Annotated in this window: 18 protein-coding genes; 3 read left to right on the top strand and 15 right to left on the bottom strand. The window is 67.6% G+C overall.

Going from position 1 to position 26,167, the window contains the following annotated elements; translation table 11 throughout:
• Nucleotides 1–45 precede the first annotated feature (45 nt).
• Nucleotides 46–1,398: an ABC transporter substrate-binding protein gene (locus RNZ50_11805; protein MDT8855687.1), complete on the bottom strand. Its 1,353-nt coding sequence runs from the start codon at nucleotides 1,396–1,398 to the stop codon at nucleotides 46–48.
• A 278-nt stretch (nucleotides 1,399–1,676) separates the two neighbouring features.
• Here RNZ50_11805 and RNZ50_11800 point away from each other — a divergent pair, with 278 nt between their 5' ends.
• From RNZ50_11800 to RNZ50_11790, 3 genes are read left to right on the top strand one after another with little or no spacing between them, the layout of a single operon-like run.
• Entirely contained in the window at nucleotides 1,677–2,708 is a 1,032-nt protein-coding gene (locus RNZ50_11800; protein ID MDT8855686.1) for a substrate-binding domain-containing protein, read from the top strand.
• Nucleotides 2,709–2,712: 4 nt separating this feature from the next.
• Nucleotides 2,713–4,041 carry a GH1 family beta-glucosidase gene (locus RNZ50_11795; GenBank protein ID MDT8855685.1) on the top strand — a complete coding sequence of 443 codons (1,329 nt, stop codon included), beginning with the start codon at nucleotides 2,713–2,715 and terminating at the stop codon, nucleotides 4,039–4,041.
• A gap of 24 nt (nucleotides 4,042–4,065) precedes the next feature.
• Nucleotides 4,066–5,037 carry a glucokinase gene (locus RNZ50_11790; GenBank protein MDT8855684.1) on the top strand — a complete coding sequence of 324 codons (972 nt, stop codon included), beginning with the start codon at nucleotides 4,066–4,068 and terminating at the stop codon, nucleotides 5,035–5,037.
• Nucleotides 5,038–5,160: 123 nt separating this feature from the next.
• On the opposite strand, the gene RNZ50_11785 is transcribed toward RNZ50_11790, so the two are convergent.
• The 14 genes from RNZ50_11785 to RNZ50_11720 form a co-directional block, all read right to left on the bottom strand.
• Entirely contained in the window at nucleotides 5,161–5,946 is a 786-nt protein-coding gene (locus RNZ50_11785) for an FAD binding domain-containing protein (GenBank protein MDT8855683.1), read from the bottom strand.
• An 11-nt stretch (nucleotides 5,947–5,957) separates the two neighbouring features.
• Nucleotides 5,958–8,321 carry a xanthine dehydrogenase family protein molybdopterin-binding subunit gene (locus RNZ50_11780; GenBank protein ID MDT8855682.1) on the bottom strand — a complete coding sequence of 788 codons (2,364 nt, stop codon included), beginning with the start codon at nucleotides 8,319–8,321 and terminating at the stop codon, nucleotides 5,958–5,960.
• A gap of 60 nt (nucleotides 8,322–8,381) precedes the next feature.
• The gene (locus tag RNZ50_11775) at nucleotides 8,382–8,867 is read right to left on the bottom strand and encodes a (2Fe-2S)-binding protein (GenBank protein ID MDT8855681.1); all 486 of its coding nucleotides are present in this window, start codon (nucleotides 8,865–8,867) and stop codon (nucleotides 8,382–8,384) included.
• A 26-nt stretch (nucleotides 8,868–8,893) separates the two neighbouring features.
• Nucleotides 8,894–9,430 carry a carbon monoxide dehydrogenase subunit G gene (locus tag RNZ50_11770; GenBank protein MDT8855680.1) on the bottom strand — a complete coding sequence of 179 codons (537 nt, stop codon included), beginning with the start codon at nucleotides 9,428–9,430 and terminating at the stop codon, nucleotides 8,894–8,896.
• A 108-nt stretch (nucleotides 9,431–9,538) separates the two neighbouring features.
• Nucleotides 9,539–11,737 carry a PAS-domain containing protein gene (locus RNZ50_11765; GenBank protein MDT8855679.1) on the bottom strand — a complete coding sequence of 733 codons (2,199 nt, stop codon included), beginning with the start codon at nucleotides 11,735–11,737 and terminating at the stop codon, nucleotides 9,539–9,541.
• A gap of 21 nt (nucleotides 11,738–11,758) precedes the next feature.
• Nucleotides 11,759–12,922 carry an FIST N-terminal domain-containing protein gene (locus tag RNZ50_11760; GenBank protein ID MDT8855678.1) on the bottom strand — a complete coding sequence of 388 codons (1,164 nt, stop codon included), beginning with the start codon at nucleotides 12,920–12,922 and terminating at the stop codon, nucleotides 11,759–11,761.
• Between the two features lie 64 nt (nucleotides 12,923–12,986).
• Nucleotides 12,987–13,685 (bottom strand): response regulator transcription factor, encoded by a 699-nt coding sequence (locus RNZ50_11755; protein ID MDT8855677.1) that lies wholly within the window; start codon nucleotides 13,683–13,685, stop codon nucleotides 12,987–12,989.
• Nucleotides 13,686–13,770: 85 nt separating this feature from the next.
• Nucleotides 13,771–14,268, bottom strand: a complete 498-nt coding sequence (locus RNZ50_11750; protein ID MDT8855676.1) for a trimethylamine methyltransferase family protein — start codon at nucleotides 14,266–14,268, stop codon at nucleotides 13,771–13,773.
• Between the two features lie 101 nt (nucleotides 14,269–14,369).
• Nucleotides 14,370–16,001 (bottom strand): alpha-D-glucose phosphate-specific phosphoglucomutase, encoded by a 1,632-nt coding sequence (locus RNZ50_11745; protein ID MDT8855675.1) that lies wholly within the window; start codon nucleotides 15,999–16,001, stop codon nucleotides 14,370–14,372.
• Nucleotide 16,002: 1 nt separating this feature from the next.
• Entirely contained in the window at nucleotides 16,003–18,108 is a 2,106-nt protein-coding gene (gene glgX, locus RNZ50_11740; GenBank protein ID MDT8855674.1) for a glycogen debranching protein GlgX, read from the bottom strand.
• 5 nt (nucleotides 18,109–18,113) lie between these two features.
• Complete coding sequence (gene glgA / locus RNZ50_11735) at nucleotides 18,114–19,547, bottom strand: glycogen synthase GlgA (protein ID MDT8855673.1); 1,434 nt, start codon at nucleotides 19,545–19,547, stop codon at nucleotides 18,114–18,116.
• Nucleotides 19,548–19,588: 41 nt separating this feature from the next.
• Nucleotides 19,589–20,860 (bottom strand): glucose-1-phosphate adenylyltransferase, encoded by a 1,272-nt coding sequence (gene glgC / locus RNZ50_11730; protein MDT8855672.1) that lies wholly within the window; start codon nucleotides 20,858–20,860, stop codon nucleotides 19,589–19,591.
• Nucleotides 20,860–23,097 (bottom strand): 1,4-alpha-glucan branching protein GlgB, encoded by a 2,238-nt coding sequence (glgB, locus tag RNZ50_11725; GenBank protein ID MDT8855671.1) that lies wholly within the window; start codon nucleotides 23,095–23,097, stop codon nucleotides 20,860–20,862. The genes glgC and glgB overlap by 1 nt, the downstream gene beginning before the upstream one ends.
• A 10-nt stretch (nucleotides 23,098–23,107) precedes the next feature.
• Nucleotides 23,108–25,501 (bottom strand): glycogen/starch/alpha-glucan phosphorylase, encoded by a 2,394-nt coding sequence (locus tag RNZ50_11720; protein ID MDT8855670.1) that lies wholly within the window; start codon nucleotides 25,499–25,501, stop codon nucleotides 23,108–23,110.
• Nucleotides 25,502–26,167 lie beyond the last annotated feature (666 nt).

Raw genomic sequence — 26,167 nt, 5'->3', positions numbered from 1 at the left:
GCCCATGCCGCCAGTCGGGGGCGGGCACGCCCGCCCCCGACTGGGTTACTTCAACGAGTCCCAGGTTTTCTGGATGTCGTCCGCCACGGCCTGCGCATCCTTGCCGCCGGAATAATCGACCATCCCGGTCCAGAACACGCCCGCACCTATCGCCCCCGGCATCAGGTCCGATCCGTCAAAGCGGAAGGTGGTGGCGTTCAGCAGCACGTCGTTCATCTTGCGCAGCGTCGGGTCGCCGTAGACCTCGACGTTGACGCCCTTGTGCGGCGTGAGGAACCCCGATTGCGCCATCCAGACCTCGTGCGCGATCGGGCTGGTCAGGAACTGGATGAAGGCTTGCGCCACCGGGCTGTCCTCGGTCACCACGAACAGCGTGCCTGCCCCCAGCACCGGCTTGCCCAGGTCGCGGCCCGCATAGGCCGGGAAATAGAAGAAATCGGCATCCTCGCCCATCACCGTGCCTTCGGGGAAGAACGACGGGATGAACGACGCCTGCTTGTGCATGTAGCATTGCGGCGGCGAGGCAAAGAGACCCTTGGGGCTGTCGCGGAAGTCGGTGGAGGCGACGCCGCCCGCCCCGCCCGCCACATAGGCGTCATTGCGGGCGAAGGCGCCGAATTCCTCGATGGCGGCAACCACCTTGGGGTCGTTGAACGGCAACTCGTTGGAGGTCCAGCCGTCGTAATCCTCGGGGGTATTCACCCGCAGCATCATGTCCTCGACCCAGTCGGTCGCGGGCCAGCCGGTCGCGGGGCCGGACCCCAGCCCGATGCACCAGGGCGTGCCGCCATCGGCCACGATCCGGTCGTTCAGCGCCTTGAGGTCCTCCATCGTCTCGGGAACCTCGTAGTCGCCGTCCTCGAAATTCTCGGGCGAATACCAGACCAGCGATTTCACATCGACCTTGTAGAAAAACCCGTAAAGCGCCTCGGTCCCGTCTGCCCCCGGATAGGTCGCAAGGTCCACCCAGGACTGGCCTGCGGCATAGTTTTCCGCCACCCAGGCGCCGATGTCGGCGCCAAGCGGCGCCAGCTTGCCGCGCCGTGCCAGGTCTGCCGCCAGCCCCGGCTGCGGGATCACCGCGATCCCGGGGGGCGAGCCTGCCTCGACATCGATCATCACGCGCTGCTCGAACCCGTCGCCGCCGGTGTATTCGACATCGGCCCCGGTCGCCGCCTCGAAATAGGCGATGACGGTTTCGAACAGCTGCTTGTCCACCCCGCCCCACGGCCCGTCGATCCGCAGCGACTGGCCCTTCAGATCCGTGGCCTTCAGCGCCTCGAAACTGTCCCAGTTGAAGCGGGCATCCTCGCCCGGCGCAAACTTCAGATCCTGCGCGACAGCGCCACCCGAAAGCAGCGCAAGTGCCGCCGCACCTGCGTAAACTCTGGATTTCATTGCGTCCTCCCGGTTGCAGACGCCGCCCCGGCGTCGCGTTATGCCTCAGGCAGATCAGAATCAATTCCAAACCGCTTTGGATAAGGCAGGTTTGCCGATCCCTGCCAATAAGTCAATCCTCCGGCCTGACACAGGCTTGAATTCCCTTTGTTTTGCAGGTGCAGAAAGCCGGACTCCCCAGAAGGATCAATCCGGTTTGCCTTTGACGATTGCGCGGGCCGCCGCTAAGCTTGGCTGCAATTGAAACCGTTTTGGCTCCGCCCCCCGCAAAGCACCCGATGAACCTCAAGGAACTGTCGCTAAAGCTTGGCCTGTCGCCCACCACGGTCAGCCGGGCGCTGAACGGCTATCCCGAGGTCAACGAGGAAACCCGCGAGCGGGTGATGGCGGCGGCCCGGCGCTACAACTACAGCCCGAACGCCCGCGCGATCCGGCTGGCCACCGGGCGCGCGATGGCCGTCGGGCACGTCATCCCGATCGCCACGCGGCACGAGATCGTCAACCCGGTGTTTGCCGATTTCATCGCCGGGGCGGGCGAAACCTATGCCCGCGCGGGGTATGACATGGTGCTGTCGGTGGTGCCCGACGAAGACGAGGAACGCACCTACCGCGCCCTGAAATCGCGCGGCACCGTCGATGGCATCATCGTTCACGCCCCGCGCACCGACGACCCGCGCATCCGCCTGTTGCAAGAGGTCGGCCTGCCTTTCGTGGTGCACGGCCGCGCCACAGGCACCGAAACCCCCTATTCCTGGCTCGACGTGAACAACCGCCGCGCCTTCCAGCGTGCCACCGAATTCCTGCTCGACCTCGGGCATCGCCGGATCGCGCTGGTCAACGGGCTGGAGTTCATGGATTTCGCGATCCGGCGCCGCACGGGCTATCTGGCGGCGCTGGCAGACCGGGGCATTGCCGCCGACCCCGCGCTGATGTTCACCGACGAGATGACCGAAACCGCAGGCCACCGCGCCGCCCGCGCCATGCTTGCCCTGCCCGACCCGCCGACCGCGTTTCTGGTCGCCTCGATGATCTCCGGCATGGGGGTGCGGCGGGCCTGCGATGCGGCCGGGCTGCGGCTGGGGCGCGACGTGTCGGTGATCATCCATGACGACGAGCTCAGCTACATGAAGAATGGCGAGGATGTGCCGATCTATACCGCCACCCGGTCGTCGGTGCGCGAGGCCGGGCGGCAGGCGGCGGAAATGCTGCTCGACATCATCGCCCACCCCGGAGCCGCACCGCAGCACCGGCTGCTGGAGGCGGATCTGATCATCGGCCAGTCCACCGGACCGGCCCCGAAGCGGAGCTGACGCCATGCTGCCCACCCGCGCCGACTTTCCGCCAGGCTTCCAGTTCGGGGCCGCCACCTCCAGCTACCAGATCGAGGGGCACGCCTTCGGCGGTGCCGGTCGCACCCACTGGGACGATTTCGCCGCCACCCCCGGAAACGTGGTGCGCGCCGAAAACGGGGCGCGGGCCTGCGACCACTACCACCGCTGGCCCGAGGATCTGGACCTGACAGCCGCCGCAGGCTTCGATGTCTACCGCTTTTCCGCCTCCTGGGCGCGGGTGATGCCCGAGGGACGCGGCGCGGTGAATGCCGAAGGGCTCGATTTCTACGACCGGCTGGTGGACGGGATGCTGGAGCGCGGGTTGAAACCCGCCGCCACCCTTTATCACTGGGAACTGCCGTCGCCGCTGGCCGATCTGGGCGGCTGGCGCAACCGTGACATCGCAAGCTGGCTCGCCGACTACACCGAGGTGCTGATGCGCCGGATCGGAGATCGGTTGTGGTCCGCCGCCCCGATCAACGAGCCGTGGTGCGTGGCGTGGCTGTCGCATTTCCTCGGCCTGCACGCGCCGGGCCTGCGCGACATCCGGGCGGCGGCGCGCGCCATGCACCATGTGCTGCTGGCGCATGGCCGGGCGATCGAGGTGATGCGCGGGCACGGCATGGGGAACCTTGGCGCGGTGTGCAACTTCGAATACGCCGCCCCGGCGGATGCCTCGCCGGAAGCAACAGCCGCCGCCAGCCTTTATGACGGCTACTACAACCGCTGGTTCCTTTCGGCGCTGTTCCACAAGCAATATCCGGCCGATGTGCTGGAAGGGCTGGAGCCGCACCTGCCCGCCGGCTGGGACGAGGATTTCGCCACCATCGCCGCCCCGGTCGACTGGGTCGGGCTGAACTACTACACCCGCAAGCTGATCGCCCCCTGCGAGGGCCCCTGGCCCGCGCACCGCGAGGTCGGGGGCCCCCTGCCCAAGACCCAGATGGGATGGGAAATCTATCCCGACGGGCTGGAACATTTCCTGAAGCGCACGCATCAGGACTATACCAGGGGCCTGCCGCTCTACGTCACCGAAAACGGCATGGCAAACCCCGACGCGCTGACCGGCAACCGGGTGGATGACAGCGCCCGCATCGCCTATCTGGCGGACCATCTCGCGGCCGTGCAGCGCGCCATCGCGGCAGGGGTGCCGGTGGCGGGGTATTTCGTCTGGTCGCTGCTTGACAACTACGAATGGTCGCTGGGCTACGAGAAGCGGTTCGGGCTGATCCATGTCGATTTCGAAACCTTGCAGCGCACCCCGAAAGCATCCTATCACGCCCTGAGCCGCGCGCTGGCGCGCCACCCCTGATCCCGTCAGACCCCGGAGCCCGCCATGCCGCCTCGCGCCGCCGATACATGCACCCTCGTGGCCGACATCGGCGGCACCAACACCCGCGTCGCACTGGCGCTTGGCACAGCACTTCTGCCCGAAACCATCCGCCGCTACCGCAACGCCGATTTCCCGGGGCTGGAGCCGATCCTGCGTCGCTTCATCGCCGAGGAGGACGGAGTCGATTGCGCCGGGGCCTGTGTTGCGGCGGCCGGCCCGGTCCGCGACGGCGTGGCCAGCATGACCAACCTCGACTGGACATTCGACGGCGATACCCTCGCCCGCGCCACCGGGGCCGAAACCGTGGCGATCCTGAACGACCTGCAGGCGCAGGGCCACGCTTTGGGGCATATCGCGCCCGGGAAGCTCGCGACCCTGATTCCCGGCCCGGACGGAGCGGCCGATGCGGCAAGACTGGTGATCGGCATCGGCACCGGCTTCAACGCCGCCCCGGTGCATGAAACGCCTTGGGGGCGCATCGTCGCCGCCTCGGAATGCGGGCATGTCAGCCTGCCGGTGCGGACCGGGGAAGACCTTGCCCTTTCCCGGTTCGTCGAAAGCGCACACGGCTTTCCCGGGGTCGAGGACGTGCTGTCGGGGCGCGGGCTGGAGCGCGTCTTCGCCTTTGCCGCCGCCGAGGCGGGTTGCCCCGAGGACCGCGGCGCCGCGCGCATCATGGAAACGCTCGCCAGCGACGGCCCGGCCCGCAGCGCGGCACGGATCTTCAGCCGCCTGCTGGGGGTCGTGGCCGGCGATCTGGCACTGATCCACCTGCCGTTCGGCGGGGTCTATCTGTGCGGCGGCGTGGCGCGGGCCGTCGCCCCCCATCTGGGCAGGATGGGCTTTGCCGAGGCGTTCCGCGACAAGGGCCGCTTTGCGGGCTTCATGCAGAATTTCGCGGTGACGCTGATCGAGGACGATTACGCCGCGCTGACCGGCTGTGCCACCTATCTGGCGCGAGGTGGCCGGGGCTGACCCGGGGGGCTGGGGGCGGAGCCTCCGGCGGGGATATTTGGGCAAAGATGAATGGAAAGAAGGGCACCCGGTCGGGGTGCCCTTTCGGTTTGTGTCTGATTTTTCGTAGAAAAATCGCGATCGTCAGGTGGCGTCAACGGCGCGGCGGGTCATGACGGCCACCAGATGCGCGCGGTATTCGGGCGAGGCGTGCAGGTCGCCCATCATCCCTTCGGCGGGCAGCGCCAGCCCGGCCAGCGCCGAGGCCGCGAAGTTGGCCGAGAGGGCAGCTTCTGCCGCGGCCCAGCGGAACACCCCGCCTTCCGAGGCGCCGGTGACCGCCACCCGCACCTCGGCCCCGAACTTCGCCACGAAAACCCCCACCATCGCGAAGCGCGAGGCGGGCTGGGCGAACTTGACGTAGGCCGCGCGGTCGGGGACCGGAAACCTCACCGCCGTGATGATCTCGCCCTCTTCAAGCGCCGTGGTGAAAAGGCCGTGGAAGTAGTCTTCCGCCGCGATCTCGCGCCGGTTGGTGACCACGGTCGCGCCCGAGGCCAGAACCGCCGCCGGGTAGCAGGCGGCGGGGTCGTTGTTGGCAAGGCTGCCGCCGATGGTGCCGCGGTTGCGCACCGCCGGGTCGCCGATCTGGCCCGCCAGCGCCGCCAGCGCCGGGTAGTATTTCGCACCCTCGGCGGCCACCACGGCATGGGTTGTCGCGGCCCCGATGATGATGCCGCCGTCGCCCTGGCAGACGCCTTTCAGTTCGGCAATCCCGGTCAGCGACACCAGAACCTCCGGCGCCGCAAGCCGCTGTTTCATCGTCGGCAGCAGGGTCTGCCCACCCGAAAGCGCCTGCGCTCCCTCGGCGGCCAGTGCCGCCACCGCATCGGCCACCGTTGCCGGTTTCACGAAGTCGAAGTTGTGCATGGCTTTCTCCCTCAGGCGTTCATGGCGGCCCAGACGCGACCGGGCGTCAGGGGCATGTCGATATGGGTCACCGGGTGCCCGGCGCGCACCAGCGCGTCGATCACCGCATTGACCACGGCGGGCGGCGAGCCGATCGCCCCGGCCTCGCCGCAGCCCTTCACCCCCAGCGGGTTGTGGGTGCAAGGCGTGATGCAACTGTGGTCGACGTTGAACATCGGCAGGTCATCCGCGCGCGGCATCGCGTAATCCATGAACGAGCCCGACAGCAGCTGGCCGTTCTCGTCATAGGCGCAGTTTTCCAGCAGCGCCTGGCCGATGCCCTGCGCCAGGCCGCCCTGCACCTGGCCCTCGACGATCATCGGGTTGACGATGTTGCCGAAATCATCCGCCGCCGAGAAGGCGAGGATGGTCACCTTGCCTGTTTCGGGATCGACCTCGACCTCGCAGCCATAGCCGCCCGAGGGGTAGGTGAAGTTCGACGGGTCGTAGAACGCCGTCTCCTCCAGCCCCGGTTCGAGGGTTTCCAGCGGGTAATTGTGCGGCACATAGGCCGCCAGCGTCACCCCGGCCCAGTCGATCGACTTGTCGGTGCCCGCCACGGTGAACTTGCCGTCCTTCAGCTCGATGTCGCCCTCTGCCGCTTCCAGCAGGTGCGAGGCGATCTTTTTCGCCTTGTTGACGATCTTGTTGGTGGCCTTGACGATGGCCGACCCGCCGACCGCCAATGACCGCGAGCCGTAGGTTCCCATGCCCATCGGGGTGTTGGAGGTATCGCCGTGGATGATGTCGATCTGGTTGGCGTCGATGCCGATCATCTCGGCCACCACCTGCGCGAAAGACGTCTCGTGCCCCTGCCCGTGGCTGTGCGACCCGGTGAACACCGAGATCGAGCCGGTGGCATTCACCCGAACCGTCGCGCTTTCGTAAAGCCCGGCGCGGGCGCCAAGCTGCCCCACCAGGTTCGACGGGGCGATGCCGCAGGCCTCGATGTAATGCGCGATGCCAAAGCCGCGCAGCTTGCCGCGCGCGAGGCTTTCCAGCCGCCGCGCCTCGAAACCGGCGTGGTCCGAGATTTCCAAGAGCTTGTCCATCGTGGCATGGTAGTTGCCGGTGTCGTAGACCACCGCGACCGGCGTCTGGTAGGGAAACTCGGTGATGAAGTTCTGCCGCCTGAGCGCCACAGGGTCCACCCCCAGTTCGCGCGCCGCCTTGTCCACCAGCCGTTCAAGCTGAAAGGTCGCCTCGGGCCGACCCGCGCCGCGATAGGCATCGACCGGGATGGTGTTGGTGAACACCGCCTTGACGTTGACGTAGATCAGCGGCGTCTTGTAGTTTCCCGCCATCAGCGTGCCATGCAGCCACGTCGGGATCGACGGCGCAAAGGTCGAGAGATACGCCCCCATGTTGGCATAGGTGTCGGTGCGGATTGCCATGAAGTTGTTTTCGGCATCCAGCGCCAGTTCGATCCTGGTCACATGGTCGCGGCCCTGCGCATCCGACAGGAACGCCTCTGACCGCGACGAGGTCCATTTCACCGGGCGGCGCAACTGTTTCGCGGCGAAGGTGACGAACGCCTCCTCGGCATAGTGGTAGATCTTGGACCCGAAGCCGCCGCCGACATCGGGGGCCACGACGCGCAGCTTGTGCTCGGGGATGCCCAGCACGAATGCACCCATCAGCAGGCGGATGACATGCGGGTTCTGACTGGTGGTATAAAGCGTGTGGTGGTCGGAATGCTGTTCATAGTCACCCACCGCGACGCGGGGTTCCATCGGGTTTGCCACCAGACGGTTGTTGATCAGCTCCAGCGTGGTGACATGCGCGGCCTTTTCGAAGGCCTCGTTGACCGCAGCCTTGTTCTCTTCGACAAAACCCCAGTCGAAGCAAAGGTTTGACGCCAGTTCCTCATGCACCTTCACCGCCCCGGGCAGGATCGCGGCCTTCATGTCCAGCACGGGTTCCAGCTCGGTGATGTCGAGCTCGATCGCTTCGGCCGCATCGCGGGCTTCTTCGTAGGTTTCGGCCACCACGACGCAGATCGGGTCGCCGACATGGCGCACCTTGCCGTCGGCCAGCACCGGGTGCTTGGGTTCCTGCATCGCCTTGCCGAACCGGTCGGTCACGCACCAGCCGCAGGGGATGCCGCCGACGCCTGCGAAATCGGCCGAGGTGAAGATGCGGAGCACGCCCGGCATCGCCGCTGCCGCCGTGGTGTCGATGCTGTTGATACGCCCGTGCGCCACGTCAGAGCGCAGGAAATGCGCGTAGGCCTGGCCGCGCAGGTTGATGTCGTCGGTATAGCGTCCCTGGCCGGTCAGAAACCGGACATCCTCGCGCCGCTTGGTGCTGGCACCAATGCCACCGTCTTTGGGCATGTCAATCCTCCCTTGATGCGGTGCGTGAAGAACGCCCGCCAATATTATCATTGGAAACGGTTACTCGGCGGCGACGGGCACGACTTCCTGCCCCGATGCCGCCAGAACCGATTTCACGATGTTGTGGTAGCCGGTGCAGCGGCAGATGTTGCCTTCCAGATAGTGGCGCACCTCGGCCTCGGTCGGCTGCGGGTTTTCGGCCAGCAGCGCTGCGGCAGACATCACCATCCCCGGGGTGCAGAAGCCGCATTGCAGCCCGTGATTGTCCTGAAACGCCTGCTGGATGGTGCCCAGCGTGCCGTCGGGGTTGGCCATGCCCTCGATGGTCTTCACGTCGGCCCCTGCCACGTCCTGCGCGAAGACCGAGCAGCTTTTTACCGCCTTGCCATCGACATGCACGACGCAGGCGCCGCATTGCGAGGTGTCGCATCCGATATGCGTGCCGGTCAGCCCCAGCCCGTCGCGCAGGTAGGAGGACAGCAGCGTGCGCCCTTCGGTTTCGGCCGAGACGGATTTTCCGTTCACGGTCATCGTGACTTTCGTCATGGTTCTCTCCCTGTCGATTTTCCGGTTCAGCCGATGATGCGGCGGAACCACCCTTTTTTCTTTTCACCATCCGCCGAGGGGTCATCTGCCGGGGTTTCGGCCGCGACCGGCTCCGGTTCGGCCGGGCCTTCGACGACATCCTTGAAGCGCGTGAAGAACTCGTCCGCCGTCTTGTGGGCGAAGCCGTCGATGATGCGGCTGCCAAGCTGCGCCAGCTTGCCGCCGACATGCGCCTCGGCGGCGTAGCCAAGCCGGGTGCCGCCCTCGATCGGTTCCAGCGTGACCTGCGCGCCGCCCTTGGCAAAGCCCGCAGCGCCGCCCTTGCCTTCGCCGGTGATCTTCAGGCTTTGCTGAACCACCAGATCAGACAGCGTCACCGTGCCGGTGAAGCGCGCCTTGACCGGGCCGACCTTCTGCACCACCGCGGCCTCGAAGCCGTCCTCCACGCTGCCGCTCATGCTTTCGCAGCCGGGCACGCAGAGCTTCAGCACCTCGGGGTCCAGAATTGCCGCCCAGACCGTGCCGGGATCGGCCATGATGTCGCGCGCGCCGGTCAGATGCATGTCGTCCGTTCCATGTTCACGAGCCCCTCATCCCCTGTTCGCATCGACAGTAAGGCCAGATTGTCGCACCGCAAATGAAACCTTCGTCGTAGTGTTGCCCTTTGCGCGTCAGACCGGGGCGAGCGTGGCCAGAAAAGACTCCAGCGCGCGCGGCTCGATCGGCTTGTGCAGGAAGGCCACGCCCTGCCCCGCGGCCCGCGCCTGCACGGCCGGGTCGCGGTTGGCGGTGACAAGGCAGGCGGGCACCGGCCCATGCGCGGCGTGCAGGGCCTTGATGAAGTCGAGCCCGGTCATGCCCGTGCCAAGCTGTTGATCGACCAGAAAGAAATCCGGCAGGATGCCAAGCTCGCCAATCAGCGCCAACGCCTCCTCGCCCGAGGCTGCGTCGAGCACGCTCATCCCCCAGCGTTCCAGCAGCAGCCCCAGCGCGCGCCGCAGGTCGTCGTCGTTTTCCACCAGAAAGGCGATGCGGTGCTGGTTGGCAAGCGAAACGCCGCGCGGGGCGCGCACCTCGGCCGGCCCCGCCCGGTCGGCCAGCGGCACCTGAAGCATGAAGCAGGTGCCGCGCCCGACCTCCGAGCGCAGGCCCAGCGGGTGCCCCAGCAGGGCGCAGGCCCGCTCGACGATGGCGAGGCCAAGCCCCATGCCTTCCGACGCCGAGGCCGGGGCGTCCAGCCGGTGAAACTCGCGGAAGATCGCGTCCTGATCGGCCTCGGGAATGCCCGGCCCGGTATCCCAGACCTCCAGCCGCACGCCGTGGCCGCGGCGGCGCACGCCGACCAGCACACGGCCCCGCGCGGTGTAGCGGATGGCGTTGCCGATCAGGTTCTGCAGGATGCGCCGCAGGTAGGTCGGGTCCGACAGCACGGTGGCGCGCGAGGGCAGCACCACCAGCGCCAGCCCCTTGGCGGCGGCGATCGGCGCGAATTCGTCGCGCAACTGGCCCAGCAGCCGGTCGAGCCGCACCGGGCCTTCCGACACCGCCGCCCGTCCGCGTTCCAGCTTGGAGATATCCAGCAGCGCGCCGAGGATGCCTTCGACCGAATCGAGCGCGTTCTGCGCCTTTTGCAATGCCTCGTGGGCGCGGGGCGTCACCGCCTCGTCGCTGATCGAGGCGATGAACAGCTTGGCCGCCGACAGGGGTTGCAGCAGGTCGTGGCTCGCGGCGGCGACAAAGCGGGTGCGCGAGGCGTTGGCCCGTTCGGCATCCCCCAGCGCATCCTCCAGTTCCAGCGTCCGCTCCATCACGCGCGCTTCCAGCGTCTCGTTGGCAAGGTAGAGCGCGGCAATCGCATCGCGTTCGGCGGTGACATCGGTGAAGCTCATCACGAAGCCGCGGTCGGGCATCTCCTGCGCGAACACGTCAAGCATCATGTCCGACCCGCGCCGCAGGGTGAAGCGCAGCGCCGGGCGCGGGGCGGTGGCCTCGACCCAGGCCTGCAGACGGTCGGCGGTCATGCCTTCGGCAAACGAGATGCCCTGCTGCGCGCGCAGCAGCAGCGTGGCGAACCCCGCCCCCAGCAGCAGGCGCGCCACCGGAATCGCCAGCAGGGTGCTCAGCCGCTGGTTCCACCCGACCAGCCGACGGTCGGCGTCGAAGATGCAGATGCCCTGGTCGATGTGGTCCAGCGTGGCGCGGATGATGCGGGCCTGATCGTCCAGCATCTTGCCCCGTTCCTGCCGTTCCAGCCGGATGATGTCGGTCACGTCGGTCTGCAGGATCACGGTGCCGCCATCGGCGGTGCGGTGTTCCGACACCTGAACCCAGCGGTCCCAGATCATCCGCACGTTGAAGATCACATGGCGGTCCTCGTGGCGGCGCTTGCGGCGGATCGACCAGTCTTCCGGGCTTTCGGCATCGGGCAGCGCCAGATAGCGCGACTGGCTGACCCTTTCCACATAGTCGGCAAAGGTCAGGCCCGGTTTCAGATGCTCGCGCAGGTCCAGCATGTGCATCCCGAAGCGGGAATTGCACATCACCAGCACGTCCTGCGCATCGAACAGGGCAAAGCCTTCCTGCACCGTTTCGATGGCGTTCGCGAGGTTCTGGCGCGCGGCCTCGGTGGCGCGGTTGGCCTCGGCCAGCCGGGCGTTCGACAGGTTCAAGAGGTCGAGCGCGCGTTCAAGGTCGCGGGTGCGGGCGCGGACCTGATCTTCCAGCATGGCCGCACGCTGGAACTGGGCATAGGCCGCACCCGAATCGTCGGTCACCTGCTCGACCCGCCGCATCAGCACCTGCGCTATGGCCAGGAGCTTCTCGGTCTGCCGGGCCGGGGGATCGGCCGGGTTGATCAGGGTGTCGATCATCACGGGATGCGGCATCGCCGGTCAGCCTCCCGGCGGATAGATGGCGACGCCGGTCATCGTCTGGTTGACATGCATCGCGTTCAACTGCTCGCCATAGGTGGAAAAGCCGATCACCCGGTGGCGGCGCAGCAATCCCGACACCGCGCCGTATTTCTGCTTTTCCAGCGCCTCCAGCCGCCGCAGGATGCAGTCGCAGGCGATGATCGCCGCGGGCGCGCCGCCCTGCGACAGGGCGGAAAGCTCGGCATCCAGATGCGCCACCATGTCCTGCGGTTCGGCCAGCGTCAGCACCAGCCCCTCGTCGATCGCCGAGAAGAACACGAGGTCGCCATTCTCGGCCACCTGCTGGATGGCCCGGACATGGTGCTTGCCGCCGATCCGCACCACCACCGGATGCGCGGCAAAGGTGAAGGCGGTCAACTGCCCCGGGTCCTTGCCCAGCAGGCGGGCATATTCGCGCGCGGCCGGTTCGGCGTTGATCTGGCGCACCGTGCGGCTCAGCGGGTCGGCCTCTGTCACCACCATGCGACGCTCGGTGGGCACCAGATGGTCGAGGTTGAACACCTTCACCCGGCAATCGCTGCGCAGCATGGTCAGCACGGCGGCATTGCGCAGCGCGCGCCCCTCGTGCAGCACGAAGGTCTGCCTGAATCGCGTGCCGTCACCGGCCGACCCGCCGAACAGCGGCACCGGCCCGAGACCCGATGCCAGCGCCGAGGTCAGCTCATCCTCGCGGATCGACAGGCCGTCGACCATCAGGAAGGCGAATTCGTTGTCCCAGCGCGGTTGCTGGCGTGCGAGGCCCGCCCGCGACCGGATCAGCCGCCCGATCAGGTCTTGCCGGTCCAGATGCCCCAGATCGGGGATCAGCAGCGTGTCGGCGGCGAAATGCGCGGCAGGCAGCCCCAGCGCCACGATCTCGCCTTCGGCATAGCCTTCGGGAGAGATTTCCCCCGCCGTGGTGCAGCCGATCACCGGCACGCCGGGCGCGCAGCGGTCAAGCTGGGCTATCAGCCCGTCCATGTCGGCCAGCGGCGAGATGAACAGGATAACCACCGCAAACGGCCCCGGACCCAGCGCCGCCAGCAGCCGCGCCGCCTTATCGGGCAGCCGGGCCGGAACATGCGCGGTGGAAAGAAGCGGCGCGCCGGATGCCCGGGGCGTCGCCTCGCATGACAGATCCATCGATGTCCTCCCTGGGGGCCAGCGTAAGCCGCGGGCGCCCCCTCTGACAAGAGGCGTGCCCCGGTCAGCCGTCTTCCGGCATCAGGCTGGCAAAGCTGGTTTCCTTGGCGATCAGCACCGCCTGCGTGCGGCTTTGCACCCCGAGCTTGCGCATGATCGCGGTGACATGCGCCTTGACGGTGGTTTCCGCGATGGTCAGATCGAAGGCGATCTGCTTGTTCAGCCGCCCCTCGCAGATCAGTTGCAGGATCCTGGCCTGCTGCCGGGTCAGCAGGCCCAGCCGCGCCACCGCATCCTCGCGCCGGGTTGCCGGGGCTTCGGGGTCGGTTTGCGGCACATAGCCTTCGGGCCAGTAGACCTCGCCCAGACGCACCGCCTCGAACGCGGCGCGGAACACCTCGCGGCGCGAATGCTTGGGCACGAAGCCCGCAGCCCCCGCCCGCAGCGCCGCCCCGACCACCCGGTTGTCGGCCAGCGATGACACCACCACCACCGGCACGCCCCCCGCCGCCGCCCGCAGCCGGATCAGCCCGTCCAGCCCCGAGACATCGGGCAGGTTCAGATCCAGCACCACCACGTCGGGGGCCAGCCCCCGGTCAAGCAGCGCCAGCGCAGCCTCCAGCCCGCCCACGGTTTCGACCGAGGTGATGCCGGTCACCGCCTTCAGCGTCATCACCAGCGCATCGCAGAACAGCGGATGGTCGTCGATGATCAGCGCCGACTGCTGCAGGCCGGGCGGTCTGGGGGGGAACGTGGCGGTCATGTGATGCCTGCGTCGCGATGTGCTGGGGGGCAGACTAGCAGCAACCGCCCCCTGCGACAATCTGGCCAAAGGTCTGACGCCGGGTTCAATGCCCCGGCCTTGCGGACGGTGACGAACGCGGCCGGTTCCTCCCATCGCCGGGGCCTCGAACGCTGCCAGCCGCTTCTTCCACAGCGCATTGGCGCGGAAAGCCGCATCGTGGCTGCCCGCCGCCTTCGCTGTTCCGGAAGGCGGTTTCGTGGTTCCTGATGGTGTGGGCGCAGCCGAAAAAGCGGTTGCCGGGGCCGGCCGCGGCAAAGGCATCGGCGGCAAGGGTGCTGTCGTCGATCAGCACGCCATTCGGACAGCCGTGCGGCGCGCCGCAAAGGTCGGCATCCAGCTTGAACTTCTCGCGTGACATGCCCGGCAGGCCGTCGAGAAACCCCACCGAATACAGGATGAAACTGTCGCCGCCGAGAATCGCCGCGAGCATCGACAGGGTGCCTTCGGTCATCGCCTGCGCATCGGGCAGCTTCGACGTGGTGACGTTGCCCGAACAGCGCAGCGGCAGGTTCAGCCGCCGCGCCAGTTGCCCGACCACCATCGACCCGATCGCCGACTCCGGCGTGCCCGCCCTGCCACCGGCAAATGCCGTTTCCGGGCGCAGGGCCTGGCGAAAGGCGACAGGTCGCGGCGAATCCGGCCTCAGGTCACCACGTCGGGGGCGGTGCGATCAAGGAACCGCTCGATCCCGGCCAGTTCGTGCGCCGCCCGGATCACCGGGGCCAGCGCCTTCTGCGCATCCAGCCCCAGCCCGGCCGGCCCCGGCGCATAGCGTTCAAGGTAGAGCCTCAGCGTCGCCCCTTCGGTGCCGGTGCCCGACAGGCGCAGCACGAACCTGCTGCCGTCGGTGAACAGCACGCGCAGCCCCTGCTGCAGCGACACCGAGCCGTCGACCGGGTCTTCATAGGCGAAATCGTCGGCGGCGGCGATGGTCATGCCCTCGACCACCCGGCCCGGCAGATCGGGCAGCGCGGCCCGCAGGTCCGCCATCATCGCGTCGGCCTTGTCGGTGGCGACCGCCTCGAAATCGTGGCGGCTGTAGTAGTTGCGCCCGAACCGCGCCCAGTGCTGCGTCAATATCTCGGCCACGCTTTCCTGCCGCACCGCCAGGATGTTCAGCCACAACAGCACCGCCCAGAGCCCGTCCTTCTCGCGCACATGGTCCGACCCGGTGCCGAAGCTTTCCTCGCCGCAGAGCGTCACCCGCCCGGCATCCAGCAGGTTGCCGAAGAACTTCCAGCCGGTCGGGGTCTCGTAAGCCTCGATCCCCAGGGCATGGGCCACCCGGTCCACCGCCGCCGAGGTCGGCATCGACCGTGCCACGCCCTTCAGCCCGCCCGCATAGCCGGGCACGCGGTGCGCGTTGGCCGCCAGCACGGCCAGGCTGTCCGAAGGCGAGACATAGACGCCGCGCCCCACCACCATGTTGCGGTCGCCGTCGCCATCCGAGGCCGCGCCGAAATCGGGCGCATCGGCGCCGAACATCTCGTCCATCAGGGCATGGGCCCAGGTCGGGTTGGGGTCGGGGTGCATCCCGCCGAAGTCGGGCAGCGGCGTGCCGTTGACCACCGTGCCATGCGGCGCGCCGAGCCGCGTTTCCAGAATCTCCTTCGCGTAAGGCCCGGTCACCGCGCACATCGCGTCGAACCGCATCCGGAAGCCCGCCGCGAACATCGCCCTTATCGCCGGGAAATCGAACAGGCTTTCCATCAGCGTGGCATAATCGGCCACCGGGTCGACCACATCGACCGCCATGCCGTCGATCGTCACGAAGCCGACCGAGTGCAGGTCGATGTCGGGCGCGTCCGAAATCTGGTAGTGCTTGAGGGCTTTCGTCGCGGCAAAGATCGCCTCGGTCACCGCCTCGGGGGCCGGGCCGCCGTTGGCGGTGTTGAACTTCACGCCGAAATCCTCCTCCGGCCCGCCGGGGTTGTGGCTGGCCGACATGATGATGCCGCCGTCGGTGCGGTGCAGGCGGATCAGGTGGCTGGCGGCGGGGGTGGAGAGGATCGCCCCCTGCCCCACGATCACCCGCGCCGCGCCATTGGCCGCCGCCATCTTCAGGATGACCTGCGCCGCCTGGTCGCCAAAATAGCGCCCGTCGCCGCCCAGCACGAAGGTCTTGCCCGCAGCCCCGCCGATGGCGTCAAACGTCGCCTGAACGAAGTTTTCCAGATAGTGCGGCCCCATGAACACCGGGGTCTTCTTGCGCAGCCCCGAGGTGCCGGGCTTCTGCCCCGCGATGGGCGTGGTGGGAACGGTCTTGGCGGTCATGTCAGTCCTCCGGAAGGATCAGCGGCTGGAACACCAGCACGGATTGCGCCGGGGCTTCAAGCCCGGTCACGGCGGTTTCGGCCCCGGCCCCGGGGCGTGTGGTATCAAGGATCAACTGCCAGCGTGCCTGCGTGGCGGGCAGGAACAGCTTGACCGCCGGCCCCGCGTTCAGCACGGCAAAGATCACGTCGTCGGGGGTGCCCGGCCCTTCGGCGGCCATGCGCAACTCGACGCAGAGGCAGCGGAAGGCCGGGTCGTGCCAGTCTTCGGGGCGCGGCGCAGCACCATCGGCGCGGCGCCAGATCACGTCGGGCAACCCGTCCCAGGCGCGCGCGCGGGCATGGAGGAAACGGCGCTGGCGCAGCACCGGATGCGCGCGGCGCAGCGCGATCAGCCGCGCGACGAAATCCGCAAGCCCGGCATCGGCCCCCGTCCACGTCACCCAGCCGGTTTCATTGTCCTGCGCATAGGCGTTGTTGTTGCCGCCCTGCGCATTGCCGATCTCGTCGCCCGCCAGCAGCATCGGCGTGCCCTGGCTCAGCATCAGCGTCGCCAGCAGGTTGCGCTTGCGAAGGTCGCGCGCGGCGAGGATGGCGGGGTCGGCGCTCGGCCCTTCCGCCCCCATGTTGTCGGAATGGTTGTCGTCGTGACCGTCGCGGTTGTCCTCGCCGTTGGCGAGGTTGCGCTTGACGCTGAAAGACACCAGATCTTCCAGCGTGAAGCCGTCATGCGCGGTCAGGAAGTTCACCGACGAGGTTGCCGCCCGCCCGGAATGGTCGAACCGCTCGGCAGAGCCGAGCAGGCGCTTGGCCAGATCGGGGGCCATCCCGGCGTCGCCGCGCCAGAACCGGCGCACCCCGTCGCGGAAGCGGTCGTTCCATTCCAGAAACGGATGCGGGAACGACCCCAGTTGATAGCCGCCCGGCCCGATGTCCCACGGCTCGGCAATCAGCTTGACATGCGCCAGCACCGGGTCCTGGCGGATCGCGTCGAAGAACCCGCCCTGCGGATCGAAGCCCATCGTCTCGCGCCCCAGCACCGCCGCCAGATCGAAGCGGAAGCCGTCGACGTGCATCACCTCGACCCAGTAGCGCAGGCTGTCCATCACCATGCGCAGCACCATCGGCTGCGTCAGGTTCAGCGTGTTGCCGGTGCCGGTGTCGTTGACGTAGTACCGCCCGCCTTCCAGCAGGCGATAGTAACTTCGGTTGTCCAGCCCGCGAAAGCCGAGCGTCGGCCCCAGTTCGTCGCCCTCGCCGGTATGGTTGTAGACCACATCGAGGATGACCTCGATCCCCACCGCATGGAAGCGGCGCACCATGGTCTGGAACTCCCAGATCGCGCCGCGCGTCATGTAGCGCGGCTCGGGCGCGAAAAAGCCGATGGTCTGGTAACCCCAGTAGTTGCGCAGGCCGCGCGACACCAGAAAGCGGTCGTCAAGGAAGGCCTGCACCGGCAGAAGCTCTACCGCTGTCACCCCCAGCCGTTGCAGATGGTCCAGCACCGGGTCCGAGGCCATGCCGAGGAAAGAGCCCCGTACGCCGCCCTCGACGTCCGGATGCAGCGCGGTCAGGCCCTTGACATGCGCCTCGTAGATCACGCTGTCGGCCGCGGGCACCCTTGGCGGCGTATCGCCCCCCCAGTTGAACGTGGCATCGACCACCACCGATTTCGGCACGGCAAAGGCGCTGTCGCGGGTGTCGAACGACAGGTCGGCGCGCGGGCTGCCGATCTTGTAGCCCATCAGCGCATCCGACCATTTCAGCCGCCCCGAAAGCTGCCGCGCATAGGGGTCGATCAGCAGCTTGTTGGGGTTGAAGCGGTGCCCGGCCTCGGGCGCATAGGGGCCGTGGGCGCGAAAGCCGTAAAGCGTGCCCGGCGTCATGCCGCCGACATGGATGTGCCAGACATCGCCATCGCGTTCGGTCACCGGAATCCGGCACAGCTCTTTCCGGCCATCGGGCGAGAACAGGCAGAGCTCGATCCGTTCCGCATGGGCGGAAAATACCGCGACGTTGACGCCGTCGCCATCAAACTGCGCCCCCATCGGCCAGGGGCGGCCGGGGCTGATGGCATGGCCCGCCAGCCGGGTCGGCAGGTCGCTGATGGCAATCACCCGACCAGACTTTCGTAAAGCCCGGCATAGGCCGCGGCCGAGGCATCCCAGCCGACCTCGGCGCGCATCGCATTGCCCTGCACCGCCGCCCAGGCCTTCGGGTCGGCATGAAGCGACACCAGCTGCCGCAGCGCCACGCCGAAGGCCAGCGCATCGGTCGGGGTGAAGCTGATGCCGGTCGCCGCCCCCGCCGCCATCGCCGCCGGGTTGGCGCTGATCACGGTATCGGCCAGCCCGCCCACCGCCGCGACCACCGGCAGGGTGCCATAGCGCAGGCCATACATCTGTGTCAGCCCGCAAGGCTCGAACCGCGAGGGCACCAGCACGGCGTCGGCACCCGCGAACATCTGGTGGCTCAGCGCCTCGTCATAGCCGATCCGCACCGAAACACGGCCGGGAAAGCGCGCGGCGAGCCCGTGCATTGCGCCTTCCAGCGCCGGATCGCCAGTGCCCAGCACCGCCAGCCCGCCACCCGCCGCCACGAAATCCGGGATCACGGCCGGCAGCAGGTCGATGCCCTTCTGGTCGGTCAGGCGGCTGACGACGATGGCCAGCGGCCCCGGCACCTCCAGCCCGAACAGCGCGCAGAGCGCCGCCCGGTTGCGTGCCTTGCCCGCGCGGTTCTTCACAGTATAGGGCAAAGGCTCCGCCTCGGGCGACCAGACGGAAGTATCGACCCCGTTCAGGATGCCCCGCACCTGGCCCGCGCGCGCGGCAATCACCCCCTGCAACCCCATGCCGTATTCGGGCCGCATCAGTTCCTGCGCATAGGTCGGTGACACGGTGGTGATCGCATCCGCCGTCACCAGCCCGGCCTTCAGGGTGGACAGGCCGCCGTAGTATTCCAGCGCATCGGCGTGAAATTGCGCATAGGGCAGCCGCAGCAGCCCCAGCATCCCCGGATCGGCCCAGCCCTGAAACGCGATGTTGTGCACCGTCATGACCGAGCGCACGCCCTCCGCCCCGGAATACGCCAGATAGGCCGGCGCCAGCCCGGCCTGCCAGTCATGGGCGTGCAGCACCTGCGGGCGCCAGCCATCGCCCAGCCCTTCGCGCGCGATGCGGGCCGCGATCCAGCTCAGCGCGGCAAAACGTTGCGGATTGTCGGGCCAGTCACCGAATGCGCCCGCATAGGGCCCGCCCTCGCGGTCGTAAAGATGAGGCGCGTCCAGCAGCAGCAGCGACACCCCCGCCACCTCGCCCGCCAGCACCCGCCCCGGCCCGCCGAACAGGTCGGCCTCGGCAAAGACCTCGGGCCAGCCTTCGGTCTGCGCCCGCAGCGGTCGGTAGGCGGGCATCAGCACCCGCATGTCCCAGCCCTGCCCCGCCAATGCGCCGGGCAGCGCCCCCACCACATCGGCCAGCCCGCCGGTCTTCAGCAGAGGCACGCATTCCGACGCCACCGACAACACACGCCCGCGCGTCTCCATCCGGCTATCCTTTCCTTCGGGCACGATCTTCCGCGCCCCCCTTACCCCAGCGCGTGCGCCCTTGCATTCAGCATGTCCTGCGTCACCAGCACGATGCCCGCCTCGGTGCGGCGGAACCAGCGCGCGTCCTCCTCCGGGTCCTGGCCCACCACCAGCCCTTCGGGAATGATCACGCCGCGGTCGATCACGCAGTTCTTCAGGTCGGCCTTGCGGTTCACAATCACCTGCGGCAGCGCCACGACATATTCGAGGCTGGAGAAGGAATGCGTCCGGCAGCCGGTGAACAGCAGCGAATTGCGCACCTCGGACCCCGACACGATGCAGTCGCCCGAGATCAGCGAGCTGACCGCCATGCCGCGCCGCCCGTCGGTGTCGTGGATGAACTTGGCCGGCGGCACGATCTCGGCATAGGTCCAGATCGGCCAGGCGTTGTCGTAAAGATCGAGCTTGGGCACGAAATCGGTCAGGTCGATGTTGGCCTGCCAGAAGGCGTCGATGGTGCCGACATCGCGCCAGTAGGGCTCTTTCTCCAGCCCCGAGGTCACGCAGCTTTCGGAAAAGCGGTGCGCCATGGCCTTGCCGTGCTTCACGATGGCGGGAATGATGTCGTTGCCGAAATCGTGGCTGGAATTCTCGTCCTCGGCATCGCGGATCAGGAGGTCGCGCAGGAAGGTCCACTCGAAGACATAGATCCCCATCGAGGCCAGCGCATTGTCGGGGTCGCCCGGAATCGCCGGCGGGTCGGCGGGCTTTTCCAGGAAATCGGTGACCCGCATCGCCTGATCGACGTGCATGACCCCGAAGGCCGACGCCTCGCTGCGCGGCACGGTCAGGCAGCCGATGGTCACATCTGCCCCGGTATCGACATGCTGGCGCAGCATGATCTCGTAATCCATCTTGTAGACATGGTCGCCCGCCAGCACGACGACATACTTGATGCCGTAGCTGTCCACGATGTCGATGTTCTGCGTCACGGCGTCTGCGGTGCCCAGATACCACTTGTGCTCGTTCACCCGCTGGCTGGCGGGCAGGATGTCGAGGTATTCGTTGCGCTCGGCCCGGAAGAACGACCAGCCGCGCTGGCAATGCCGGATCAGGCTGTGCGCCTTGTATTGCGTGGCGATCGCCATCTTGCGGATGCCCGAGTTCAGCGCGTTCGACAGGGCAAAGTCGATGATCCGGGTCTTGCCGCCGAAATAGACGGCCGGTTTGGCCCGGCTGTCGGTCAGTTCCTTCAGGCGAGAGCCGCGCCCGCCGGCCAGCACGAAGGCCATGGCCTGCGACGCAAGCCGCGCGTGGGGTCTTGGTTGCATCAATTCCTCCCTTTTTGCGGGGCAGGTTCCCCGCCAATCTGCTGTGGGCCATGCCGGAAGAACACCGCCGACAGCGGCGGCAGGGTCACCAGCGCCGATTGCGGCTGGCCCTGCCAGGGGGTGGGGTCGGTCTCGACACCCCCCATGTTGCCGCGGTTGGCACCGCCGTAGATGCCCGCGTCGGTGTTCAGCGCCTCGTCCCAGCGCCCGGGGGCGGGAAAGCCCAGCCGCAGCCGCCGCTCGACCGGGGTCATGTTGACCGCGACCACCACCGCCGGGTCACCCGCCCGCCCGAACCGCGCCCAGGCATAGACCGAGGTGTCGGCCGCGTTGGCCTCGATCCAGGCGAAGCCCTCGGGCCGGGTGTCGTTGACGTGCAGCGCCGGCGTGGTGACGTAAAGCCGGTTCAGGTCGCGCACCAGCGCCTGCACCCCGCCATGCGCCGGGTCGTCAAGCTGATGCCAGTCGAGGCTCTGCACATGGTTCCACTCGCGCGACTGGGCGAACTCGCAGCCCATGAACAGCAGCTTCTTGCCCGGATGCCCCCACATGAAGCCGTAGAAGGCCCGCAGGTTGGCGAACTTCTCCCATGCCGTTCCGGGCATCTTGCCCAGCATGCTGCCCTTGCCGTGCACCACCTCGTCATGGCTGATCGGCAGGATGTAGTTTTCCGACCAGGCATAGTGCAGCCCGAAGGTCATCTTGTGGTGATGGAACTTCCGGTGGATCGGATCCTTGTTCATGTAGCTGAGCGTGTCGTTCATCCAGCCCATGTTCCACTTGAACCCGAATCCCAGCCCGCCATGGTTGACCGGGCGCGACACGCCGGGAAAGGCGGTGCTTTCCTCGGCTGCCGTCATGACGCCGGGCACTTCGCCATAGGCCACGATGTTCATGCGCTGCAACATGGCGATGGCTTCGTAATTCTCGCGCCCGCCGTCCTTGTTGGGCACCCACTGCCCCGCCGACCGCGAATAGTCGCGGTAGAGCATCGAGGCCACGGCATCGACGCGCAACCCGTCGAGATGGTATTCCTCCAGCCAATACAAGGCATTGGAGACAAGGTAGTTGGTCACCTCCACCCGGCCGTAGTTGAAGATCAGCGTGTTCCAGTCCTGGTGGAAACCTTCGCGCGGGTCGGCATGTTCATAGAGCGGCGTGCCGTCGAACCGGCCCAGCCCGTGCGGATCGGCGGGAAAATGCCCCGGCACCCAGTCGAGCAGCACGCCGATGCCGCGCTTGTGCGCCGCCTCGACCATGGCGCGGAACTCGGGCGGCGTGCCGTGGCGGATGGTGGGCGCGAACAGACCCACCGGCTGATAGCCCCAGGACCCGTCGAACGGATATTCGGAAACCGGCAGCAGCTCGATATGGGTAAAGCCCATGTCGACGACATAACCGACCAGTTGTTCGGCAAGCTCCAGATACGACAGCATCCGGTTGCCCGGCGCGCGCTTCCAGCTTGCCAGATGCACCTCGTAGATTGAGATCGGCGCGTCGATGGTCTGATGCGTGCCGCGCGCCGCCATCCATTCGGCATCGGCCCAGTCGGCACCGCCGATCCGGCGCACCACCGACCCGTTGGCCGGCGCATGTTCCGACCCGAAGCCGACCGGGTCGGCCTTGAGCGGCAAGAGCGCCCCGTCCGGGCCGCGCAGCTCGTATTTGTAGATCGTGCCCTCTGCGATGCCCGGCAGGAAGGTTTCCCACACGCCCGTGGCCCCACGCCGCCGCATCGGGTGGCGCCGCCCGTCCCACAGGTTGAAATCACCCACCACCGAAACGCGCTGCGCATTCGGGGCCCAGACCGCGAAATGGGTGCCCGCCACGCCTTCATGGGTGATCAGATGCGCGCCCAGCACCTGCCACAGCCGCTTGTGCGTGCCCTCGCCCAGCAGGTATTCGTCCATCTCGCCCAGAACCGGGCCGAAGCGGAAGGGGTCGTCGAACTCCCAAACAGCACCTTGGCCCTGTGCGCGCAGCCGGTAGGCCACCCGCCCCGGCATCAGGCCGGTGAAGATGCCCGGCACCCCGGCAAGCGGCGTCAGCGCCACGTCGCTGTCCGCCAGCGCCTCCAGCCGTTCGGCCCCGGGTGCGAACACCGTCAGCACCCAGTCGGCCCCGCGCTGGTGCAGGCCCAGCACCGAGAACGGGTCGCCGTGCGCGCCAGACGCCAGCGCCTGCGCCGAGGCGATATCTATCAGCGTCGTGGTCGCAGGGGCGGGGATCTTCGGCATGGATGCCTCCCTAAAGGGCCGACTCGACAGACCATATGTCTGCCATGTAACCACGGATTGTCCGGTCGGATGAGAAAAACCCCGATCGCGCGGTGTTCATCGCGGCCATCGCGATCCACCTCTGGCGGTCGGCATAGGCGGCATCGGCCGCAGCCTGCGCCGCCAGATAGCTGTCGAAATCGGCCGCGACGAGGAAATAGTCGTGATGCCAGACCCGGTGCACCAGCCCGTGATAGCGGTCGGCCTGGCCGGGGCTGAACTGGCCTTCCGCGATCATCTGCAGCACGTCCTGCAGGGTCTGGCTGGCCTCGATGGCATGGCGCGAATGGTCGGGGTCTTCGCGGCGCCTGACAACCTCTGCCGCCGTCAGGCCGAACAGGAAGAAGTTTTCCGCCCCGACCTCGTGCAGGATTTCGACGTTGGCCCCGTCGAGCGTGCCGATGGTCGGCGCGCCGTTCATCATGAACTTCATGTTGCCGGTGCCCGAGGCTTCCTTGCCCGCCGTCGAGATCTGTTCCGACAGATCCGACGCCGGGATCAGCCTTTCCGCCATCGAGACGTTGTAGTTGGCCGGATAGACCACCTTCAGCAGGTCGCGCGTCACCGGATCGGCATTCACCACCGCCGCCACGTCGTTGATCAGGTGGATGATTTCCTTGGCAACCACGTAACCCGGCGCCGACTTGCCGCCGAATATCTTGACGCGCGGCACCCATGCGGCGGTCGGGTTGTCGCGGATCGCCTTCCAGCGCGCGACGGTTTCCAGGATGTTCAGCAACTGGCGCTTGTATTCGTGGATGCGCTTGATCTGCACGTCGAACAGCGCGTCGGGGCTGACGCTCACGCCGCAGTCGCGCGCGAGCCAGTCCGCCAGCGCCACCTTGTTCACCCGCTTGGCGGCATCGAAGGCCGACCGGAAGCCCGCGTCGGCAACATGCGGCTCCAGTTCCTTTAGCCGGTCGAGATCGGCCTCCCAGCCGTCGCCGATGGTGTCGGAAATCAGGCCCGCCAGCGGCCGGTTGCACATCTTAAGCCAGCGGCGCGGCGTGACGCCGTTGGTCTGGTTGACGATCCGCCCGGGATGCAGCCGGTGCAGTTCGGGAAACAGGTTCTGCTTGACCAGATCGGAATGCAGCGCCGACACGCCGTTCACCGCGTGCGACATGATGAAGGCCAGCTCGCCCATCCGCACTTCCTGATGCTTGACGATGCCGACGTAGTGCGGCCGGTTCGGATAGGTGCGGCGGTGCCAGCCGTCGATCCGCTCGACGATCTGCATGTGGCGCGGCAGCACGTTGCCGAAGGTGAAGGTGGCCCAGCGTTCCAGCGCCTCGGGCAGGAGCGTGTGGTTGGTGTAGCCCAGGCATTGCTGCGCCACATCCAGCGCCTCGGCAAAGGACAGCCCGTGCACGTCGGACAGGAGGCGGATCAGTTCCGGCCCGGCAATCGCCGGATGGGTGTCGTTCATCTGGATCGCCACGAACTTCGGCAGGGCGCGCAGGTCGCTGTGGGTCGCGAGATACCGGCGCAGGATGTCCTGCAACGCCGCCGAGGTCAGGAAGAACTCCTGCTTCAGGCGCAGTTCCTTGCCCTGATAGGTGGTGTCGTCGGGGTAGAGCACGCGGCTCAGCGTGCGGGCGAGCGCCTCGGGTTCGGCGGCGGCGGCATAGTCGCCGCGGTTGAAGCGCACCAGATCGAACTGCGTCGTGGGCTTGGCACCCCAGAGCCGCAGCGTGTTGGCCCATTTGCCCTGCCAGCCCACCACCGGCACGTCATGCGCCGAGGCGAACACCGTCTCGCCCGGCAGCCAGACCTCCTGCCCGTCGCGGGTCACCACCTCGCCCTTGAAGCCCACCGTGTAGGCGGCCTCGGGGCGGTCGAATTCCCAGGGGTCGGGCTGGTTCAGCCAGTCTTCCGGGGTTTCGACCTGCTGGCCGCCCTCGAACCGCTGGCGGAACAGACCGTGTTCGTAGCGGATGCCGTAGCCGTAGGCCGGGCAGGCCAGCGTCGCCATCGATTCCATGAAGCAGGCCGCCAGCCGCCCCAGCCCGCCGTTGCCCAGCGCCGCGTCGGGTTCGTCCTCGACCAGCGCGCGGAAATCCTGCCCCAGTTCGGCCATCACCGTCTCGGCCACGTCGCGCAGCCCGAGGTTTATCGTCGCATCCTCCAGGATCCGCCCGATCAGGAACTCCATCGACAGGTAGTAGACCCGCTTGCGGTCCTCGCCCCAGGTGCGGCGGGTCGAGGCGAACCACGGCTCCACGATCCGGTCGCGGATCGCGTAGGACAGCGCCATGCGCCAGTCGTATCGGCTGGCGGTCGGGGTGTCCTTGCCCAGCGTGTAGGTCAGATGCCACTGGATGTCCGCCTTCAGCGAGGCGGGGGTGAAGCGGTCATGAGTCAAGGCTGTGTCCAATGCGTTGCAATTCCCTTCAGGGCACCAGGCCCGACTCCCGTCATGTCACACGAACCGCAACCCGAGGGCCAGAGGCGACCGCCGCCCCGGATGGCGCCATTCGACGCAACTCAGCCCTTGCTGGCTCAAAGCGCTTTAGGTTCGGCCCGCCTGATGCCGGCATTTTCACTACATTATTGGATTTATCAAGTTCAAACCGCTTTAAATACCTGCGCCGTTCCGGCACGCCGGGCGGTTGGCAGTGGCGGGCGGGGGAAACCCGGGGGCGGAACGGCACGGGGTCATTGCCCGAATCTCGGGCGGACTGCCGCTTGCGGCAGCGCGGTGCAAGCACCGCCGGGTGGTGGCGCTAACCTGCCCGCGACGCCGAACCGGGCGGCCCGCCTGCGCGCAGCCGCCGTTGCCACCTCTGCCGGACGGCAAGGTCCGGAACGGGGGTGCCACCCGTGCCATGCCCGTGCCGGGCACGCCCGCCGACTGCGGGCCGGACCCACGGCCGCGGACGGCCCGATTCGTCCGCAAGCACCTGATCGGCTTGTGCGGTTCCGCTTCGCGGGCAGGTGATGTCACCCTGCCCGGATCGGGCTGGCGCCACGTCGGCAATTCGGAAGGCGAGATACCGAATTGCCCGGGCCCCGCCGGAAAATCTGATCT

This window comes from Paracoccaceae bacterium Fryx2 (assembly GCA_032334235.1).
GTDB lineage: Bacteria > Pseudomonadota > Alphaproteobacteria > Rhodobacterales > Rhodobacteraceae > JAVSGI01.
The sequence above is the reverse complement of the archived record's forward strand: the minus strand, read 5'-3'. Positions and strand labels throughout refer to the sequence as shown.